At 59.5% G+C, this 18,829-nt stretch carries 22 protein-coding genes and 1 pseudogene; 21 read left to right on the forward strand and 2 right to left on the reverse strand.

Annotated elements, in window-relative coordinates; genetic code table 11:
- The first annotated feature begins 2 nt into the window (after positions 1 to 2).
- The 19 genes from AC6CIE_RS00720 (at position 3) to AC6CIE_RS00810 (ending at position 15,689) form a co-directional block, all read left to right on the forward strand.
- Entirely contained in the window at positions 3 to 479 is a 477-nt protein-coding gene (locus AC6CIE_RS00720) for a head-tail connector protein (RefSeq protein ID WP_498090775.1), read from the forward strand.
- Positions 476 to 829, forward strand: coding sequence for a head-tail adaptor protein (locus AC6CIE_RS00725; protein WP_498090776.1), 354 nt, complete (start codon positions 476 to 478; stop codon positions 827 to 829). The genes AC6CIE_RS00720 and AC6CIE_RS00725 overlap by 4 nt, the downstream gene beginning before the upstream one ends.
- Entirely contained in the window at positions 822 to 1,319 is a 498-nt protein-coding gene (locus tag AC6CIE_RS00730) for an HK97 gp10 family phage protein (protein ID WP_498090777.1), read from the forward strand. The genes AC6CIE_RS00725 and AC6CIE_RS00730 overlap by 8 nt, the downstream gene beginning before the upstream one ends.
- On the forward strand, positions 1,309 to 1,668 hold the full coding sequence (locus tag AC6CIE_RS00735) for a DUF3168 domain-containing protein (protein WP_498090778.1): 360 nt from the start codon (positions 1,309 to 1,311) through the stop codon (positions 1,666 to 1,668). Before AC6CIE_RS00730 ends, AC6CIE_RS00735 begins: the two co-directional genes overlap by 11 nt.
- Before the next feature lie 61 nt (positions 1,669 to 1,729).
- Positions 1,730 to 2,383 carry a phage tail protein gene (locus tag AC6CIE_RS00740; RefSeq protein WP_498090779.1) on the forward strand — a complete coding sequence of 218 codons (654 nt, stop codon included), beginning with the start codon at positions 1,730 to 1,732 and terminating at the stop codon, positions 2,381 to 2,383.
- Complete coding sequence (locus AC6CIE_RS00745) at positions 2,383 to 2,694, forward strand: phage tail assembly chaperone (RefSeq protein ID WP_498090780.1); 312 nt, start codon at positions 2,383 to 2,385, stop codon at positions 2,692 to 2,694. The genes AC6CIE_RS00740 and AC6CIE_RS00745 overlap by 1 nt, the downstream gene beginning before the upstream one ends.
- Before the next feature lie 62 nt (positions 2,695 to 2,756).
- The gene (locus AC6CIE_RS00750) at positions 2,757 to 3,002 is read left to right on the forward strand and encodes a DUF1799 domain-containing protein (RefSeq protein ID WP_498090781.1); all 246 of its coding nucleotides are present in this window, start codon (positions 2,757 to 2,759) and stop codon (positions 3,000 to 3,002) included.
- A gap of 2 nt (positions 3,003 to 3,004) precedes the next feature.
- Positions 3,005 to 5,821, forward strand: a complete 2,817-nt coding sequence (locus AC6CIE_RS00755; protein ID WP_498090782.1) for a phage tail tape measure protein — start codon at positions 3,005 to 3,007, stop codon at positions 5,819 to 5,821.
- Between the two features lie 131 nt (positions 5,822 to 5,952).
- On the forward strand, positions 5,953 to 6,315 hold the full coding sequence (locus AC6CIE_RS00760) for a hypothetical protein (RefSeq protein ID WP_498090783.1): 363 nt from the start codon (positions 5,953 to 5,955) through the stop codon (positions 6,313 to 6,315).
- The gene (locus AC6CIE_RS00765) at positions 6,308 to 6,826 is read left to right on the forward strand and encodes a DUF1833 family protein (RefSeq protein ID WP_498090784.1); all 519 of its coding nucleotides are present in this window, start codon (positions 6,308 to 6,310) and stop codon (positions 6,824 to 6,826) included. The genes AC6CIE_RS00760 and AC6CIE_RS00765 overlap by 8 nt, the downstream gene beginning before the upstream one ends.
- A gap of 337 nt (positions 6,827 to 7,163) precedes the next feature.
- Entirely contained in the window at positions 7,164 to 10,055 is a 2,892-nt protein-coding gene (locus AC6CIE_RS00770) for a host specificity factor TipJ family phage tail protein (protein ID WP_498090785.1), read from the forward strand.
- Positions 10,056 to 10,115: 60 nt separating this feature from the next.
- Entirely contained in the window at positions 10,116 to 11,930 is a 1,815-nt protein-coding gene (locus AC6CIE_RS00775; protein WP_498090786.1) for an SGNH/GDSL hydrolase family protein, read from the forward strand.
- A gap of 12 nt (positions 11,931 to 11,942) precedes the next feature.
- Positions 11,943 to 12,689 carry a hypothetical protein gene (locus AC6CIE_RS00780; RefSeq protein WP_498090787.1) on the forward strand — a complete coding sequence of 249 codons (747 nt, stop codon included), beginning with the start codon at positions 11,943 to 11,945 and terminating at the stop codon, positions 12,687 to 12,689.
- A 48-nt stretch (positions 12,690 to 12,737) separates the two neighbouring features.
- The gene (locus AC6CIE_RS00785; protein ID WP_498090788.1) at positions 12,738 to 13,046 is read left to right on the forward strand and encodes a hypothetical protein; all 309 of its coding nucleotides are present in this window, start codon (positions 12,738 to 12,740) and stop codon (positions 13,044 to 13,046) included.
- Between the two features lies 1 nt (position 13,047).
- On the forward strand, positions 13,048 to 13,326 hold the full coding sequence (locus AC6CIE_RS00790; RefSeq protein WP_498090789.1) for a hypothetical protein: 279 nt from the start codon (positions 13,048 to 13,050) through the stop codon (positions 13,324 to 13,326).
- Positions 13,323 to 13,733 carry a M15 family metallopeptidase gene (locus AC6CIE_RS00795; RefSeq protein ID WP_498090790.1) on the forward strand — a complete coding sequence of 137 codons (411 nt, stop codon included), beginning with the start codon at positions 13,323 to 13,325 and terminating at the stop codon, positions 13,731 to 13,733. The genes AC6CIE_RS00790 and AC6CIE_RS00795 overlap by 4 nt, the downstream gene beginning before the upstream one ends.
- Entirely contained in the window at positions 13,730 to 14,260 is a 531-nt protein-coding gene (locus AC6CIE_RS00800) for a DUF2514 family protein (RefSeq protein WP_498090791.1), read from the forward strand. Before AC6CIE_RS00795 ends, AC6CIE_RS00800 begins: the two co-directional genes overlap by 4 nt.
- 542 nt (positions 14,261 to 14,802) lie before the next feature.
- Positions 14,803 to 15,207: a hypothetical protein gene (locus tag AC6CIE_RS00805; RefSeq protein WP_498090792.1), complete on the forward strand. Its 405-nt coding sequence runs from the start codon at positions 14,803 to 14,805 to the stop codon at positions 15,205 to 15,207.
- A 2-nt stretch (positions 15,208 to 15,209) separates the two neighbouring features.
- On the forward strand, positions 15,210 to 15,689 hold the full coding sequence (locus AC6CIE_RS00810; RefSeq protein ID WP_498090793.1) for a hypothetical protein: 480 nt from the start codon (positions 15,210 to 15,212) through the stop codon (positions 15,687 to 15,689).
- A 296-nt stretch (positions 15,690 to 15,985) separates the two neighbouring features.
- Here AC6CIE_RS00810 and AC6CIE_RS00815 read toward each other — a convergent pair whose 3' ends face one another.
- Both AC6CIE_RS00815 and AC6CIE_RS00820 read right to left on the reverse strand, forming a co-directional pair.
- Positions 15,986 to 16,210 (reverse strand): hypothetical protein, encoded by a 225-nt coding sequence (locus tag AC6CIE_RS00815; protein ID WP_498090794.1) that lies wholly within the window; start codon positions 16,208 to 16,210, stop codon positions 15,986 to 15,988.
- A 152-nt stretch (positions 16,211 to 16,362) separates the two neighbouring features.
- Positions 16,363 to 17,013, reverse strand: a pseudogene (locus AC6CIE_RS00820) (SOS response-associated peptidase); the annotation flags it as partial.
- Between the two features lie 129 nt (positions 17,014 to 17,142).
- Between AC6CIE_RS00820 and AC6CIE_RS00825 the strand changes: the two are divergent.
- The gene (locus AC6CIE_RS00825; protein WP_498090795.1) at positions 17,143 to 17,745 is read left to right on the forward strand and encodes a hypothetical protein; all 603 of its coding nucleotides are present in this window, start codon (positions 17,143 to 17,145) and stop codon (positions 17,743 to 17,745) included.
- A complete protein-coding gene (locus AC6CIE_RS00830; protein WP_498090796.1) occupies positions 17,742 to 18,818 on the forward strand; it encodes a helix-turn-helix domain-containing protein in 1,077 nt (358 codons plus the stop codon). The genes AC6CIE_RS00825 and AC6CIE_RS00830 overlap by 4 nt, the downstream gene beginning before the upstream one ends.
- The last annotated feature ends 11 nt before the right edge of the window (positions 18,819 to 18,829 follow it).

The raw sequence follows: 18,829 nt of genomic DNA on the forward strand, positions 1-18,829 counted from the left end.
TCATGCCGCTGTTGACGCCTGAAGAGTGCATTGCTCATTGCAACGCCGATCCGGCGGACGCGCCATTGCTGGCCGACTTGCTTGCTGCTGCAGAAAGCGCAGTGGCAGGCCATCTAAACCGGGCATTCTTCTCGGCTCACTCTGACCTCATCGCCGCACAGGACGCGCTGCCGAAGGCTGCTGGAGATGCGCAAGACGCACATGAGGCTGCCCTGGCCGCCGCTGCTGAACTTAGCAACGCGGCTGCGCGCCAAATGGCAATTGCACTTGCGACGGAGAGGCTGAAGGAAGCGAAGATCGGCTTTCAGCGCGTGCTGTTCGGCATTGTGGCTACACCTCGTGTCAGGGCCGCAGTGCGGCTGACGCTCGGCAATCTGTACGCCAACCGCGAAGAGGTGGTTGTCGGTGCAAGCGCCGCTCGGCTTCCCCAAGGCGTGCCGGAACTCCTGCGAGCCGACAGGCGGGAGATGATGCCATGAGGGCCGGGACACTGCGCACCTGGATTCGGATCGAACGGCAGGAAGATGGGCAAGACGACGCGGGGCAGCCGAACGGGCCCTGGGTGGAAGTTGCAACAGTACCGGCAGATCCTCGCGGTCAGAGCGGTATGGGCGCCATTACCCGCAATCAGGAAAACATTGGTGCGTCCATCAACGCATACAGTTTCCGGATCCGGTTCCGCCGCGGCATCGACCAGGGGATGCGCATTCTGGAGCTGTACGACGGGCAGCCGGTGGGCGAACCCTTCGACATCAAAAATGTTCGGATGGACCTTGCGCGACGGCAGTGGACGGACTTGATCTGCGAGCAGGGGGGCGGCGATGGCTAACGGGCTTCAGGCGTCTTTCGTCACCTCCGGCTGGTCTGCGGGCTTGGATCGGCTATTGGGTCCCGCACGGGTCAGCCTGGCGCGCTCAATGGCCGTGGCTGGCGGGGAAGTGTTGCGGAATGAGGCCAAGGCTCGTGTGAATACGCATAACGGCGTCTTGGCGGGTGCGATCTATCTAGCATTCCGGGAGCGGTACTCGACAGAGCAGGAGGTTCAGTACGCCGTCACTTGGAACAAGAGCAAGGCTCCACACGGCCACCTGGTCGAGTTTGGACACTGGCAGATCTACGCCGTGATCCGCAAGCCGGACGGCAGCTACATCACGGACACGCGGCGCAAGCTCGCAACCCCGAAATGGGTACCCGCCTATCCGTTCCTGCGGCCGGCGTATGAAGCCGCCGCGGCTCTCGCGCAGGCGGCAATGATTCAGCGCGGGCGGGAACGGTTGCCGGAACTTCTGGCAGGACAGGAGATTCGCGATGTCACTTGAAGCCCAGTTGCTCGCAGTCCTAGGGCCGTTGGTCGGCGGGCGTGCCTATCCAGATGTCACCCCGGACAAGCCTATGTTTCCGTTGATCGTTTATCAAGGCACCGGCGGGCAAGAGCAGTGGTACGTGGAGCGCAAACGCCGCGAGAAACGGCATCAGCGCGTGCAGGTGTTCGTGTGGGCCGCCACGCGGGCGCAGGCAAGTGACATCGCGGACCAGATCGGCACCGCCTTGTGTGAAAGCGACTTTCCTGCTGTTGAGCCGTATGGCTCTCCCACCAGCCTCTACGAAGAGGCAATCAAGAAGTACGGCACCCGCCAGGACTTCGGTATCTGGTTCCTTCCCTCCTGAATTTTCCCTGCTTCTACATCGAACCCGGCCTCGCGCCGGGTTTTTCAATTGAGGAACACAAATGGCTTCCATCTTCATCAACGGGTCGCAATTCCGGGTTTCGAAAACGATAGCCCTGGCTGTGGCGATTTCTTCGATTGCGAACGGCGTTGATCCGCTCGCGTCTACCGTCACCCCCCCGGAGGACGGCGACATTCTGGTCATCGACTCCGGCTGGGCCGCCTTGACCGAGGCTGTTTACCGCGCCACTGGCGCCACCGCGAACGGCTTCAAGCTGGAGGGTGCGGACACAACGGACCTGAGGTTGCACCCCGCAGGAAGCGGGGCGGGCGCTTACCAGGCGGTCACCGATTGGTTCAGCTTGGACCAGATCACGGACGTGCAGATCACCGGTGGTGAGCAGCAGTACCACCAGTTCCAGTACGTCGAAGACCCGAGCAGCAAGCAGCGGCAGAAGCCGACCGTTAAGAGCCCGACTGTGCTCACCTACACGCTCGACTACGACCTCAACAAGGCGTGGTATGCGGCACTGGTCAAGGCGGACCGCCTGCGTATCCCGGTTGTGCTGGAAACGAAATATCCGGACGGCGCCATCACCTATTACTACGGCTATCCGTCCTTCAACAAGAACCCGACCGGCGGGCAGAACGTGAACCTGCAGAACACGTTCACGCTGTCGCTCATCGCGGATCCGATCACCTACGAGGGCGCGTAATGACGTTCCAGATCAAAGCCAACCCGACTATCGACGCGAAGGTGACGATTGTGGGCCAGGGGCGCCAGCAAGAACTGAACGTGACCTTTCGCCATAAGACGGGCAAAGAGTATGACGCGTTGATGCAGAAGTTGGCGGCCAACAAGATTTCGACCGCCGACCTGCTGCTCGTGCTGATCGAGAAATGGGATGCGGACATGCCCGTTAGCAAGGAGGCATTCGACTTGCTTTGCGAGCATCAGCCCGGTGCCGATCTTGCCATCGCGAGCGCCTTCAACGATGCGATTCGGGTCGAGCGCAAAAAAAACTGACTGAGGCTGTGGCGGCGTTCCTGTGGGAGCCGCCATCAGCCGCGACCTTAGCAAAAGCCGGTTTGAAGCCCCGCTACTTCCAAAGGCCCGCGGTCGAGCTTTGGCAGGAGCTCGTGCCTGCATTCAACCTGTTCACCCGGAACTACACGCAGTGGCGTGTAGGGGCGGGAGGGCCGATAGGGCTGGACTACGGGGTCCTGTATCACGACCTGGACCGTCAACAGTGCCCCAGGGCCGAACAGCAGGAAATCATGGACGACCTTCGGATCATCGAGCGGGCGGCCCTGGAAATCTTCCATAAGAGTTGAACATGGCACAGGAAAGCATTGGCACCGCGCGGCTAGACATCGTCGTTGATACCTCGCAATTTGACGCCGCGATCGCGTCGGCCAAGCGCGGAACCAGCGACATGTCTCAGTCCGCGCAGGCGGACTATACGAAGCTGGCAGCCGCTGAGCGCCGGCGTGTTGATGCCCTGGTGAACCAGGCTAACACCATCGGAATGACGCGAAAGGAGCAGATCCTTTACAACGCCGCCCTGCGCGGCGTGCCAACGTCAATCCTCGACGAGCTCAAGACCAAGCTGGCGGCGACGGGAACGGCGGCAGTAGGAGCCACCAAGCAACTGAACCAGTACGGGATCAGTGCTGCGCAGCAGGCCGCCGCATTGAGGGGCATGCCCGCGCAGCTGACTGACATCGTGGTTTCGCTGCAGGGGGGGCAGCAACCGCTGACCGTGTTGCTTCAGCAGGGCGGCCAGTTGAAGGACATGTTCGGCGGCATTGTGCCGGCGGCGCGGGCGCTGGGCGGGGCGCTGTTGGCGCTCATCAATCCGTACACCCTGGCGGCCGGGGCGGCTGCGGCGGTGGCAGTGGCTTGGGTAAAAGGTTCTTCCGAAGCGGAGAACTTTCGTGATTCCTTAATTCTGACCGGCAATGCCGCGGGTGTAACGGCGGGTAATCTCGTCGCGATGGCGCGCGGCCTAGGCGAGATTACCGGAAGCCATTCGCGCGCAGTTCAAGCCCTGAACGCCGTGGCGGCCTCCGGGAAGCTCTCCGGCACCGCACTGTCGGACGTGGCACTTATTGCTGCTGAAATGCAGCGCGCGGTTGGCACGGGGATTGAGAGCACAGTCGAGATTTTCGCAAAGATCGGCAAGGACCCCGTGGCGGCGGTTGTTGACCTCAACGAGCGCTATGGGATTTTGACCGGTTCCATCTATGCGCAGGTTCAGGCTCTGATGGAGCAGGGGCGGGCGCAAGAGGCTGTTGAGCTGGTCGCTCGGCAAGCGGCTGCGGAGCTCACGGGGCGGACCGCAGAGCAAAAGCAAAACCTGGGATCGCTTGAGTCGGCGTGGAACAAGCTAGGCGCAGCTGCGTCATGGGCTTGGGACAAGATGCTGGACATCGGCCGGGAGAACACGGTTGATGAGACGCTTCGCGAGTTGGAACGAGAGGTGCGCCAGCGTGCGGAGAATATCCGCATTGCGGCCGAAGCTGGTGCCACGATAAGCGAGAAGGAAAGGCAAGGCCTCAAGAATGCGGAAGCTCGGCGTAACGCTGTAATCGCGCAGAAGAAGGAGGCGGAAGACGCCGCCAAAGCAGAGGCGGAGCTCCTCCGGGTCAATCGCGAGGCGATTCAATCCCGGAAAGAGATATCCAAGCTCATTGACGAGGGAGCGGACAAGGCGGAGAAGCGTCGCAAGGACTTTAAGGCCTTGGACGACTGGATTTCCAAGGCGCAGAAGGACGGCACTACGCTGGACGCCTCCGTCATTGCGGCGGCTCGGGGAGCCCTTGAAAAGCGGTATGAGGACAAGGGTGCGAAAAGGGTCTACACGGACGATGCGGCAACCAAGCTCCTGCAGCAGTACCGCGAGGCTGAAGCCTCCTTGCAGGCCCAGATCACCAGCGAGGGCAAGCTGGCCACCTGGGGGCAAAAGCGTGCCCAGTTCGAGCAGCAGATTGCCGACTTCAAGGACAAGAAGGTCCTGACCGCAGATCAGAAGAGTCTGCTTGCCCAGGCAGATTTATTGCGCCGCCAGCTCGATCTGAACGTGGCCGCTGAGAAGGAGCTACGCACCAAGCAGGAAGCGGCCAAGGTCGACGCGCTGCGCGCCAGCCTGTCCAGCTCTCGGGATCTGGAACAACAGCAGTACGACGACCAGGTGGCGGGCTTGGGCCGGGGGAATCGGGCGCACGAGGAATTGCGTGCCCGCCAGGGGATTCTGCGGGACTACCAACGTCAGAAGGCGCAGTTTGACCGCTCGATGGCCTCGGGCCAAATCTCGCAGGAGACATACCAAAGCGAAACCGCGCTCTTGCAGGAGCATCTGCAGCTCCGCCTAGAGATGCAGCAAAAGTACTTCGACCAGGTCCGGGAAGCCCAGGGCAATTGGAGCAACGGCGCTACCTCGGCCTTGGAAAATTATCTGGATTCGGCTTCCGACATTGCAGGGCAGACAAACGCGCTGTTTTCCAACGCTTTTCAGGGCATGGAAGACGCGATCGTACGCTTCGCGACGACCGGCAAGCTTTCGTTCAAGGACTTCGCGACATCAGTTATCGCTGACCTCGCCCGGATTGCCGCCCGTCAAGCTATTGCGGGAATGGTCGGCAGCCTGTTTGGCGCCTTTGCTGGTGGTGCCTCCGCGGGTATCGGCGGCGCCACCGCTGCGGACGTGGCCGGGGCTGGGGACGGGCTCATGTTCCTATCCGGCGGGGGATACACCGGAGACGCGCCGCGGAACAAAATCACCGGCATGGTCCACGGGCAAGAGTATGTGCTGAATGCGGCCGCAACCGCTCGAATCGGACGGCAAGCGTTAGATGCAATGAACGCAGGCGCACCGGTCGCGCTGAGCGGGCTTGATACAGGTTTCACCAAGCCGTTGATGAGATCGGTGTCTTCAGCGGTTCCGCAGCAAATGCCAAGAATCACGATTCATAACAACGGCACACCGCAGGAGTACCGCGCGGAGCAGTTGACCCGAGACGATGTTGTCTTGATTGCGCGTGACCAGGTCTTTTCGCAAGGCCCCCAAATGCTGGAATCACAACTGGGCCGGCCTAACTCTCGGGGGGCGCGCGCGATGAGTAAGAACTTCAAAACAGAGCGAAAGCGATGAGCGACTTCCCTGTAATGCCATTTCGCCCGGTGCAGGCCGGGTACGCGCCTGCACTTGGAGATGGATCGCAGCGCATTGGCTTAGAAGGCGGGAGCGGCCGATATCGAGCTGGCGTGCAAGGCGCGCCGCACATGGTTGCCGTCACCTACGTCGTCTTCGGAGAGGAGTACGACGTGCTGATGGGATTTTGGCGAAACATGCGCCGATTGGGCGGCGGCCCCTTCCATGCGGACTTGGTAATTGACAGCAGCACCAGTCGAAGGTACGTCGCGCATTTCATGCCGGAAACGGCGCGGCCGGTCCCCATCGGTGGCGGTGGCTGGTCGGTTTCGTTTCAGCTTGAGGTGGACACGCTGCCTGAATTCGATGACGCCGATCTAGATTATTGGGGCTCGCTGGTAAACATGCTCGCCGTGTATGGCAGCTTGCCGGCTGCCAAGGAGATTTTGAGCCTGTTGGCCAAGTTGGTGAATGAGGACCTGCCGCATGATTAGCGCGAATGACGCCCAGTACGTCGATTTCTATTTCGGGGCACCTCCAAGCGTCGCGGAGCTTCAGACGTTGGAGATCAGCCATCCCGCGTTCTCGCAAGTATGGCGGCTGCAGCCAAACTATCGTGAGGGCTTCTGGGCTCGCCTGGAGTCGGGTGAAGCTGTCTTCTGGCAGTACGTCCCCATGAGACTTCAACAGCTAGGTGATCGCGGAAATCTCGATTTTGGTATTGCCGTGACGCTTGGGGACTTGGGCGAAATACTTCCCGATGAGATTGAGCGTGCTAGGCGAGCTGGAACTCTTCGCACCATTCCGCCGACGGTGGTCCATCGTGCTTACCGGTCCGATGACCTAGATGCGCCCATGATTGGGCCGATCTTTCTACAAGCCAGAAAGATCACCAGAAACCGGGGCGGTGCGCAGTTCGACGGCACGGCACCCCAGACGAATCTGACGAAGACCGGGATGCTGTATCGCACAGATCTGTTTCCAATGTTGTTGGGCTACCTATGAGCATCGATTTTCTTCTCAGCCGAAGCTATGACCGCGACTCGTACAACTGCCTGCATTTCGCAGCCGACGCTTGGGAGCATTTGACCGGAGACAGCCGCCTTCGCCAAGTCAACGAGCGAGAGCTAGCTGCAGGACGGCTGGCCGAGTTGTTCCGTGGAATGCGAAAGGTGCAGGGGCCTTCGCAATTCCCGTCCATCGCGCTCATGGAGACACTGCACGGGGAAGCGCATATCGCTGTGTGTGTCAGAGGACGACTTCTTCAGAACAACGAATCTGGGCCGTCGTTTTTCCCAGTTGAAGCCCAGACCCGACTGTATCGAAACATGAGGTTCTACGCATGACGACCGTTCACCTTTATCGCGCGCCAGACGGGAAGCGCGAAACACGGGAGGTGGCTGACCTACATGCCTTTCTTAAGGCGGAGCTTGGACCGAGGCTGCCCCCCGCTTGCCGCATCACCGACATGGCAACCGGCCGATCGGTGAGACCGCGCAAGCCGGAAGACATCGCCGAGCTGCGGCAGCTTCCTGGCCCATTCGTCGTGGAAGCCTACCCTCTTGGCCCCATGTTTCTGCCGGCATTAGCGGTTGCGCTGGTGACATCGGTGGCGTCGATGATATTGACGTCCATCCTGGCGCAAGACCCTCCGAATCAAACTGCACGGAATGTTCAAAACGAATCACCAAACAATGGCCTGTCCGAACGCACGAACCAAGTGCGAGTGAATGGGCGCGTTCCGGACATATACGGGCAAGTTCGCTCGACCCCAGATCTCCTCGCACGGCCTTATCTGATTTTCGAGAACCATGTAGAGAAGGAAGTGGCGTTCATGTGCGTTGGCCGAGGAGCATACGAGGCGCACGACGCGCGCGATGACACAACCTTGATCGAGGAAATCCCGGGCGCCTCGGTGGAGGTCTACGCGCCGTTCACCTCTCCTAACAGTGGGCACGCACCGCAGCTTCGGATAGGCAACGCGATCAATCTCCCTATCACCACCGCGAAACGAGCGAACAGCGTGAACGGTCAGACCCTGCAGCCTCAGGACTATGGCAGCGTGGTCCGGCGCGGCATGGTGTTCCGTTCTCCGAACGAAATTGTCTCTCAGGACGCTGACCTAGACTTCGGCGAGTTGTTCGTGCCCGGTGACGTGATCACAGTCTCCAACGCGGCCCAATCACAAGGGACGTTCTCTTACACGCCTCCGGGTGGTGCTATTTTCGCGTCTGAGAACTCGCCTTCATCGCAATGGGGCGTGGTGGCGTTCGCGGGAGACCAGACCGCTTCGTGGTCCGCCGGCCAAATCGTCACGTTGTCGAATGGGTACGTGACATGGACGGCGTCCACAGGAGGGGATGCGGACCTTCCCTATACAGCGTCCAGCAATTTGACTGGCATCTACGGGGTTCTAAGCTCCTCCTATGATCCTATTGATGATATGACCCGGCTGCGTTTGGACGTCGTTCAAAACTCAGCGGCATGGGCGGCCTTCAGGAACGCTTCCGCTGGTGTAACGGGGTCACCCGTGCTAACCCGGCCTTCGGACATCATTCAGTTCGACCTATCCGGTCAGTACACCATCACGACGGTGACCGGCTCACTACTGACGCTCAATACTCCCGCCGGTGTAAACAGTGGCTGGACTGTGATGCAAACGGAATATGGTGGTCAGTCAGTGGTGATGAATCCCACCATAAGCACGACGGGCGAGCGTTGGGTGGGGTGGTTTAGCGTGGAAAGCGTGCGGCCGATCACACGACTGATCTCCAACGTTATCGCGCTCAACGGTCTCTATAAGGACAATGGCCGGCAGCAGTATCGTCGCGATGTGGTGTATCGAATCGAGGCCCAGCGTCTCGACGCATCCGGCGTTCCGCATGGGGAAGTTCTCGCGTTTGAACGCACTATCCAAGGATCCGCGGTCACGCGATCTGTGAGGGCGGACACGTTGGATGCGATCTTGCCGGGTGCGGCCAGCACGCGGTGGCGCTTGCGCGCCAGGCGCTTGACCAACTCTGATACGGATTTTGAGGGTTCTGTTGTCGATGAGATCAAGTGGCGGGATCTGTATGCATGCTCATCGGTTGATCAAGCGCACTTCGGTGACGTGACCACGGTGCAATCGGTAACGCTGGCGACAGATGGCGCTTTGGCTGTGAAGGAACGCAAGCTGAACCTGTTGGTGACCCGGAAATTGCCGCGGCGGGTTTCGGGCGCTGCTTTTACGACCGAGCTGTATCCGACAACTGATGTAGCAGACATCATAGCGGCGGTGTGCCTAGACCCGCTGATCGGCAATAGGACACCGGCGGAAGTGGATTTCGAAAACATCTACACCACTGCGGACGAGGTACGCGAGTACTTTGGGGTAGATGTGGCGCGGTTCGATTACACCATCGACAGCGACAATCTCAGTTTCGAAGAAACGCTGGCGATGATTGCCGAGGCAGTGTTCTGTCGGGCGTACCGGCGCGGCAGCGTCATCCGCCTCTTTTTCGAGCGGGCCACGGACGACTCTACCCTCCTGTTCAACCATCGGAACAAGCTTCCCGGATCTGAACAGCGTACCGATGGCAGTGATGAAGAGTACGACGGCGTCGAGTTTCAATGGATCGACCCGGCCAACGATGCTCCCGTGACGATCTATTTGCCGGAGGACCGGTCCGCGATCAATCCGCTGAGGGTCGAATCGGTCGGCGTCAGAACGCAAGCGCAGGCGCACATACATGCCTACCGGCGCTGGAACAAGATCCGCTATCACGATCAATCTGTTGAGTTCGACGCGCTGCCAGAGGCGAACTTACTGCGTGTGAGCGAGCGCATTCTGTGCGCGGACAATACGCTGGGCCGCAGTCAAGACGGGGACATACTTCACGTCGATGAAGGTAACAATCGGCTGGTGACGCTGTCGCAGCCATTCGATTGGGGTGACGGTCCTTACGTGATATTCCTGCAGGGAAGCGACGGCTTAGTTGAGAGCATGGGCGTAGCGTCAGGTGGCCGACCTCGACTAGCGTTGCTCCAGCGAACCCCTCGCGCTCCAGTCATCTGCCGAGGGGAGGCATATAACGCTACCGCCTACGTCATAAGCGACGCCGGCGATGATCGCACCGCAAAACCGTTCATCCTGACAGAGAAGGACACCCCGAACGACGATGGGACCATCCCTCTGAGGGCGATCAACTACGACGCCAGGTATTACCAAAACGACCTCGATTTTCACCCTTAGGTTTCATTATTCACCAGACGAGCCCCGCCCAGTGCGGGGCTTTTTTTTTGAGAGTCCCCAATGGCTGGATACCTTACAAGGCAGCAGTTGCTTAACGGCCGCGTAGATGCCGAAACCCTGGATGCGTTCTCGAATGGCGCCGTGGGCACGCCGAACGTCAACCGGGCGGGCAATGACGTGAAAAACCTCGCTACCCTTCGGACAGAGGTGTTGGACGCCGCGTCCGGCGTGGCGAATATTCGTACGTATTTAACTGTGGCCGCCATGTTGGCCGATACCAGCCGTCCCGTTCCGACGACAGGACGAGTCACGAATGATCCCACCTCGGGCAACAACGGGGATTACGTTTGGAATGGTTCCGTGTGGGCTTGGTCCGAAATCCAGCCAGCCACGACGCAAAGTGTGATGGCTCTCGATCAGCGTGCGAACGCCCTCGAGACGCTGATCCATGATGGCGTACAGCCAATATTGAGCATCGCCAACGAAGAGGGCGCCGTCGTAGTGTCACAAGACGAGGCGACCTATGCTGCCCCCAGCTTCACCATTACGGGCCGTCTGAATGAGCCTACCAGCATTGGTGACGCTGAAGGCGGCAGGCTCTTGATGGGTGACGATGAGGGGGTGTGGGTGGGGCCGATGTTTATCCAAAATGTGGATATGCCCGGCGTGTTTGTTGTCAATGAGCGCGGTGAGGTGCTCGACCACCCCTCGTCGGAACCTGGGGTTCCGGAAGACGCGCGTATCGATTCGCCCTTCGATAGGGGGGTGTATTTCAGCGCACGGCTGGCAATCTTCCAGGGTCAGACAACGCGGCTTGATCTCTCCAGCATGTTGGGGGTCCGAAGCCGCGTGGAGCGCGTTATCGGCAGCGTCGCGAGCACCAGCACAGCGTTCTCGCGCTGTGGCATGTATGGGCTTGATATTCCCGGAGATTTGTCGTTAACCGGCGGAACATTGGTGTTGAGCCTTCGGGATAAGAGGGATCTGGCCTCGCGTCAGGCGCGCAATATTCAGATTGCCGCGGTCGGAAATCAAGGCGCCGCCGTCAACCAGCGGATCATGATCATTGGCGACAGCATCGTCAATCGGCAGCTGGTATCGCTTATGGCCCCAGAGTTGGAAAACCGAAATTTCGTGCCCGAATGGGTTGGGACACTTAACACCAGCGGCGTTTCGAACAACGCGAACGATGCCAGCGGGCCACTCGCTGAAGCCCGCGAAGGCTGGGAGACGGGAGATTTCACCGGCGCTGTGGCGGACCGCATTTCGATTGTGAGCCCGGGGGGCGAGGCCGCTTATCTGGCAATGATCAAAACGGACCAGGTGGTCTACAACCCATTCCTGCGGATTGCGACTCCGGAAGACCCCGCCGAAGACGTGCGCAACGGTTGGATCCTCGACTTCGCATACTACGCCTCAAGATTTGGCCTTCAGGCACCTGATCAGGTTGTCATCACAGTGGGGACAAACGACGCGCGGGATCGGTCAGGGGCAGAAATCTCGCAGGCAGTACTCGATAACGATCGGCTGATCTACAAGAGGCTGAAGCTGGCGTGGCCATCGGTAAAGATCCTGCGCGCGCTGCCAGGAACCGCGAGACAGGATGCTCGCGAAGAACTGTGGACCACGAAGTACACCGCCATTCTTCGCAGCATCATGCAGGCGGCGTCTGAGCACGGCGCGACTGTCGCTCCGACCTGGGCGCTTGAGAACCCGGAAAGCGATTACACGCTGCTGACCGGATCTACTGATCCGATCACAGGGTTCCGCACCACGACCTACTCGGACAGCATCCACCCCACCATGTCCGGCAGGGTATCGCTGGCTCGCAATCTTGCCGCTCATGTCGCGGCAAAGTCTTTGAATCTCATCTGAGGAATTACAACTATGGGCGTTGCAATTGTTTCGCGCGGATCGGCCGCGCCTTGGTACAGCCGTGTCGTTCCCCCCGTCACGCGGGGTCTGGTTGGCTGGTTCACATTTGATACTGATATCCGTCGGCTGTCGTTGAATCGAGTGCCCGGCCGAGGGCCGGTCCAGATCATCGGGACGCCGGCGGTTTTTGGCGCGTATGCCAGGTTCAAAGGAAACGCAAACTACATCCAGACGGACATCCCCGAGACCGAGCAGGCCACCATCCTGGTGGTGTGTCGCACGGCAGCGCCTATCGCGAGCGCGTCTGCCGCAGACTCGGGTATGTACGTGTCCACGTATCGGGGGCCCGCGGTTACGCCTGGCTATACAGGCACAGCCTTTGGCGTGAGCCTCTACCAGACCTCGACCGGCTTGGCTGCGGGTGGGGCCCGGGATAACGGCTCTGGCGGGATCACCTCGGCCGGTACCACGCTGACCAGTGGCGAAGTCGCTACCGCATGGGGGCTCCGTATCGTCCGGGTCGGTTCGCAGAACGTCGCTCGTAACCTCACCACCGGGCAGTCGTCGACGGCGTCGCCGACGACGGCACGCGTCCTGACGGGGAACAAATTCCGGATCGGCAGCGCAACAGACACCTACGCCGCTGAAGTCGATATCAGCTCCGTCGCCATCTTCACCGAGGCGTTGACCGACGACGAAATCGCTAAATTGGCGGACGTTATTCGGGCCCGGGCGCAGCGCCTTGGAATCGAAGTCTGAACAACATGCCCGCCTCGGCGGGCTTTTTTTCGTCTCAAGGGGACGCGATTGAACATCCAAGACTTCGACGCCCTCGCGGCAAAGCTGGCCGGCGTGATTGGCGCGATGGTGTCCATGCGATTCCTGCAAGGATCACGCACAGCAAAGGCCAGCATGGCCGCGACTGGCGCCGTTCTGGCGTACTACGGCTCGCCGTGGCTGGCGCAGTTCCTAGGTATCCCCGAGGGGCTGTCAGGCTTCCTGTGCGGTTTCCTTGGCATGGCGATCATGTCGCGCATGTGGCAGGCCGTGCAGGAAGCGCCCATCGGCGCGCTGTGGCAAGCAGTTCTTGATCGCGTACGCGGTAAAGGGGCCTGACATGGACGCCAAGATCCACATCACCTTGTGGGCCGTCCTCGCCTTCGTCTGCTGGCTTGTGGTCGCCGGCGGCGCTGTGCTGGCGGTGTTCTCTAAGTCGATCAAAGACACGACGCTGGAGCGCGTCGGCTTGGCAGCCATCTGCCTTACCGCAACAGGTACAGCCTGCCGGATCTTCGTTGCCGGCTGGGCAAGCGCCGGCGACGCCGCCCTTGCAGCTTCGGCTGCCTTCTATGTGGCCGCAGTAACGGCCAAGCACATCAGGATCCCCAAAGCATGAGCCAATTTCAACTATCCCAGCGCAGTCTGGCGCGCCTGATCGGCATCCACCCCGACCTTGTCGAAATCGTCAAATTGGCGATTCAGCGTACGGCCGTGGATTTCACCGTGGTGGAGGGCGTGCGGACGCCGGCGCAGCAGCGCGAGTACGTCACGAAGGGCGCCAGCCAGACGATGAACAGCTACCACCTTCCGCAGGCCGACGGCCTCGGCCACGCCGTCGACCTAGCGCCGCTGGTGCGCGGCGTGATCCCCTGGAACGACTGGCAGGCCTTCGCCGATCTTGCCGAGGTGGTGAAAGCCTGCGCTGGCGAGCTAGGTGTACCGGTGGAGTGGGGTGGCGACTGGAAGTCGTTTAAGGACGGCCCGCACTTCCAGATCGCGCGCGACTGGCGAGGTCGGGCATGAACGCCGCGGCCAGGCTTGGCCAAGCGCTGGCAGGGTGGAAAGGTTACGTGGCGGTCGCGCTGGCAGTCTCTGCGCTGGGCGGATGGTCAGGGTGGACCGCGCAGGGCTGGCGCGCGGCCGCGACGCTGGCCAAATCCGAAGCGGCGCAGGCGGCAAAGCGTGATGCCCAAGCACAGGCAATAGTTGCCGCCGTAGAGGCGGCCCGAGAAGAGGGAAAGCGGCGCACGGCCGCAGTGGAGAAAGCGCGTGATGACGCAACGAAACAGGCCGCTGCAGCGGCTGCTGATGCTGCTGGTGCTCGTGCTGAGCGTGACGGGCTGCGCGCCCGGGCAAACACGTTGGCTCGCGCCGCAATCTCCCGAGATCCCTCCGCTGCCAACGGAAGCCCGACAGGGGCCTCTGCCGTTGATTTGCTCGCCCACATGCTCGGCCGGGTTAGCGACCGAGCTGAAGAGCTTGCGGCACTTGCCGACCGTGCCCGTATCGCCGGATTGACATGCGAGCGCAGCTACGAAGCGTTACGCTGACGCCAGATCCAACTCAAGTGCGCTCCGTTCCGGGGCGCACGGTTCAGCGTGCTAATATGATTCATAATATTTCCAAGTGCACGCGCCTCTGCTCGCCATGCTGGTTTGGTTTTCTCAACAGAGTGTAATTTATTGGATCATCAATCTAGGGGTCCCGTTGGCCGTGCTCGCGTTCAATGTCAGCCAGCGTGGATTTTCGGTTTCTGGAGCCACAGCCCCGTCTGATTGGATCTTGCTGCTTGCCGGGGTTGACTTTGCGGCGGTAGCCCTCATGTCTACTGGCAAAGCTCCCCCAAGTGTGGGAGCATTGGGGCCAGCTGTAGTGATAGTGGGGTTGCTAGGGCTATGCGCGCACAATTTTAGTCGGCGTTGGTTCGAGCCCAGGGTAACCAAGGCCGTCGAGGGCTGGTCCACTCAGCAGAGTGGATCGCTTCCGAAGACGATGGCTGCGGGTAAGGTGCTGTGGGAGTACTCTATTGCAATGATGGTCCCAGCCGTTTGGACGATTGTGCACATGTTTATGTACGTGACAGGTGGGTGGAATGGCTAATTTGATCTTTCCAATCATCGCTACATCATTGATGGCGATTGCGATCTTGGCTTTTTTCGCTTGGGTTGTGACCCGTCCGAGTTTGCTCCGGTTCGTTCACGAATGGTTCGTGCGTCCAGCTTTTGACCGCCGAGTCGCTGCCTCAAAAGTGACGGCCGACAAGCTGTGGAGCGACTCTACGTCTGGTGATACTGCGGCGTTAATGGAGTATTTCTCGGCAAATGATCGCGGCATTTTGGGGGCTAGAAATGCAACCATTATGGGTGCTTCTTGGTTGATTGCCGCCGAGACTAGGCCATATCTGCGTTTGTCGGTGTCCAGGAAATTAGAAGATCCAGCATCAGAGCTACATCCTTTCGAGGTTATCGGCGGTGGTGGGGCGGTGCATCTGCATTAATTATGAATCAATCTCAGCAGTCGCCCGTGTATCCCCCAATTGAGGACACTACTTTCATTGTCTGCAATGATGTCAAGTCTTCAGGCCAGGGTACTCACGATATTATTGGTTTATGCCCTGGCGGCGTTATTGTTATCCCGAATGAATACCGCCCGGGTGGAGCTCTCCGCCGAGTTACCTTTTTTATAGATTTCAAAGGGTTAGCTCCTAGAGTGTATTCGATAGCTGTGGCGGTCAAGTCACCCGAAGAGAGTACTATTTTCGACAGCAAGTCCGAAATGACTGTGCCGCAGGCGACTGGCATTACACCTAATCCTTTTTCGACAATTTTCTCGGTCGAACCTTTTCCCATTGAAAGCAGTGGGACGCATAGCGTTTGCTTGACAATCGATGGTCATGAGTACAAATGGAATTTCCAAATTTTATTTGTGCCTCAGCTTAAGGGCGCGCCCTTGTTCCACCCTCCGGCGAACTCTGCCTGACTTGTGGCTCTTTAGTTCGTAATGCCTCGCAAATAAATAGCGCATCCTCGATCGAGTAGGTTTTTTTGCGGAAGGCAGGTCGCCTCGAACTGCCTCCACCCCTCTCTAGTTGTGCCCGAGCTTACACATCCATAAGTCGCGGTGATTGGAGGGCTCGCAACTCCAAAAAAATACCCAGGCTGGTGGCCTGGGCGAATCGCGCCGCATCCGCCGGCACGGGCTGCGCGAACGCTGAGGGTAAGGCAAGTGGCTAAGGCGGACCATAATAAATTCACTATTGTCCGTATACTGAACACCTAGCCCGGTTGAAGCCACTGCATCCACCACCCTTGGTAGTAGCGCCGGCCGTCGATCTCTTCGAAGCCGCAGACCATCATCCCCCTGTCAGAACAGAAAGTGAGCAGTTCTGGCTCGAGTAGGTCAGGGATTGGCCTTTTAGCCGTCGCGCCGAACTTGGCTAGGCCATCCATCGTCATGATGCGCACCTGACGCCGCATGTCTTGGCGCGTGATCGAGTACATCCGCACAGTGCCAGTCACGGCTGGCGCGGGGTCATTGTCCCGGCGCTTCTGGCCGAGGTAGTGGGTGCGGACGATGGAGCAAAGCATGATTCTGCTGCGATATACTGTATGTATATACAGTATATCGCAGCAGAATCGGCGTCAGGTCGTCGCGTGGCGACGAGCTTGTCGGAGGGGAAGGGTACGAGGAAGTCGCGGCTTTGATCGGCGCTCGCGGTCAGCCAGTCGCCATACGCACCCTCGGGAAGGATCACCACCATGCGTTTTTCTTTGTTGGGTTGGTGGTAGTCGCGGAAGAGGGGATCGTTGTCCGCGTTGATGGTGAGCATCGTGTAGCTCTCCTGCCACTGGCCGGCGGCGTCGCGGTAGCGGTCCCAGAGGCCTGCGACGCCAAGCGGTCCGCCGTCGGCCTTGGTGAATCGCGTGGCCACCGCCTTGCCGGATCGCCAGTCGGGTTCGAAGATCGCGTCCGCAGGGATGATGCAGTGCTGCGCTCGGCGCCAGGCGTTGCGGAAGGTGAAGGCGTTGGCTACGCGGTCGTCGCGGGCGTTGAAGGTGGACAGCTTCTCAGCCCCGGGTAGCGCGTCCGGCCGGGTGGATCCCGAGATCAAGCCCCAGCGGCCGGTAACGGCCTCCAAGCTCGGCACCGCCTCGTCGCCGGATTCATGCTCCGGCGGCCGGCGGACGAAGATGCCCTGATACCGCGGCCACATGTCGTACTGGTCGAGCACGCCCGGCCTTGTCACGCCGAACTTCTTTAGCAGCAGCTCAGCGTCTTTCAGGGTCTGGTAATGGCTACACATGTGTCCTCCCCAGCACCGGTGGTCGCGCAACAACGGTGGTGTAACGCCGTGAATATTTTTATGAATAATTTGAGGTGAAATATGTAAGGCGTGCTATTCTGCCCCCGTCGACTTGTCTTAGGAACTCGAATGCCATTGCCTCATCAGGAAGCGGTTCTATACAATCTGCGGCCCTTTGCCCAGGATATCGTCAATTCAGTCCTACGCGCTTGGGACGAGTGCCGAGAGAATCCGTTGAATGGGCCGTGGTTGTTCAAGCGTACCCGAGCAAACGTTGTGTGGGAGCGTATAGCCCGCCATGCGATGGTGAGCTTTGACGGCAATCCATCCGTTTCGGTGAGAAGGCGGAACGAATCTCTTGATTTTTTCATCGCGGATCAGGTCCTGTTCCGTTTTAAGAAGGGTGATAGCAACGGCGTGAGTTCCAACTATCCGACGCAACTTGCCCTAGCATTTCATGACCATGCCAACAATCTGTTGGGATTGCCAGACGTACAGCGTGTCGACGTCGTCTACCGACTGAATGCGCTTGAGACCGAGATTGAGGATGTGATGGTTGTGGCTCGAGAGGGGGAGAGGATCTTGTGGACAGAGAGTCTGCTCCAGGCTGGCGACGCATCCAATGTCGTATCGATCCTGCCTGAAGGCCCCGCTCCCGAAGAGCCGGCCGGCCGTCGAGTTGTTCGTCCGCGCCATAACAACGGCGCGGTTAAGAAAGTAAGTGGAAAATGAAGCACGAATTCAATGCCGATCTCCTTCGAATCGCGCGACAGTCGCGCGGTTTCAGTCAAAGTCTCTTGGCCGACAGGAGCGGTGTGTCCCAAGCCCACATTTCGAAGTGGGAAAACGCCCTATTGCAGCCAACTGAAGTCCTACTTAGTAAGGTCGCGGGCGCGTTAAATTTTCCGGTTAGCTTCTTCTTCGAGCCCGACCGCGTGTTCGGGCTGCCGGTTAGCGTTCATCCGATGTACCGGAAGCGTGCGAGCGTTGGCAAGCAGAGTATTGAAAAGCTTGAGGCAGAGGTGAACATTCATTTGTTCCATTTTCGGCGCCTGCTCAAGTCGGTTGACTTGGCGCCTGAACTTGATCTGCCCGAAATTGAAGTTGATGAGTATGCAGGGGGGGCGGAAGGCGTCGCGGAAATGGTACGTCGAATGTGGCTAATTCCTGTAGGCCCCATACGAAATTTGATGTCGTACGTGGAACGGGCTGGCTGCCTCGTCATCCTGAGTGACTTTGATGGGGAGTCTGTCGATGGTCTGACGGTGCGAACGCCCGATATGCCGCCGTGCATATTTTTGAATAGGAACCAGCCCGCAGACAGGCAACGATTCACTCTGGCTCATGAACTTGGGCATCTTGTGATGCATCGCCATCCTTCGCCTGCGATGGAGGACGAGGCGAATGCATTCGCTGCGGCGTTGCTGATGCCCGCTCGCGACATACGACCGATTCTCTTGGGCGGAACGATCACGGTACCGAGGCTTGCGGCGCTGAAGCCAATATGGCGCGTATCAATGGCGGCTATCCTGGTGCGTGCAAAGACTATTGGCTTGCTTACGGACAATCAGAGCAGCTATTTGTGGCGGCAAATGAGCCAATTGCAGTATCGACGCCGAGAACCGGCTGAATTGGATTTCGCCGCCGAGGTGCCATCAGTTGTGCCAGAGGTCGTGAGAAGTCACCTCGAAGACCTCGGCTACGCCTTAAGCGACTTGCGGACGATGTTGCATACATCGGGCGACGACATCAGCCGGCTCTACAATATCGCTCCGCCGAACGCGAGTCGACTCAGATTGGTCTGAGCGCTCCCTTG

Source organism: Achromobacter sp. GQ309 (assembly GCF_059759315.1).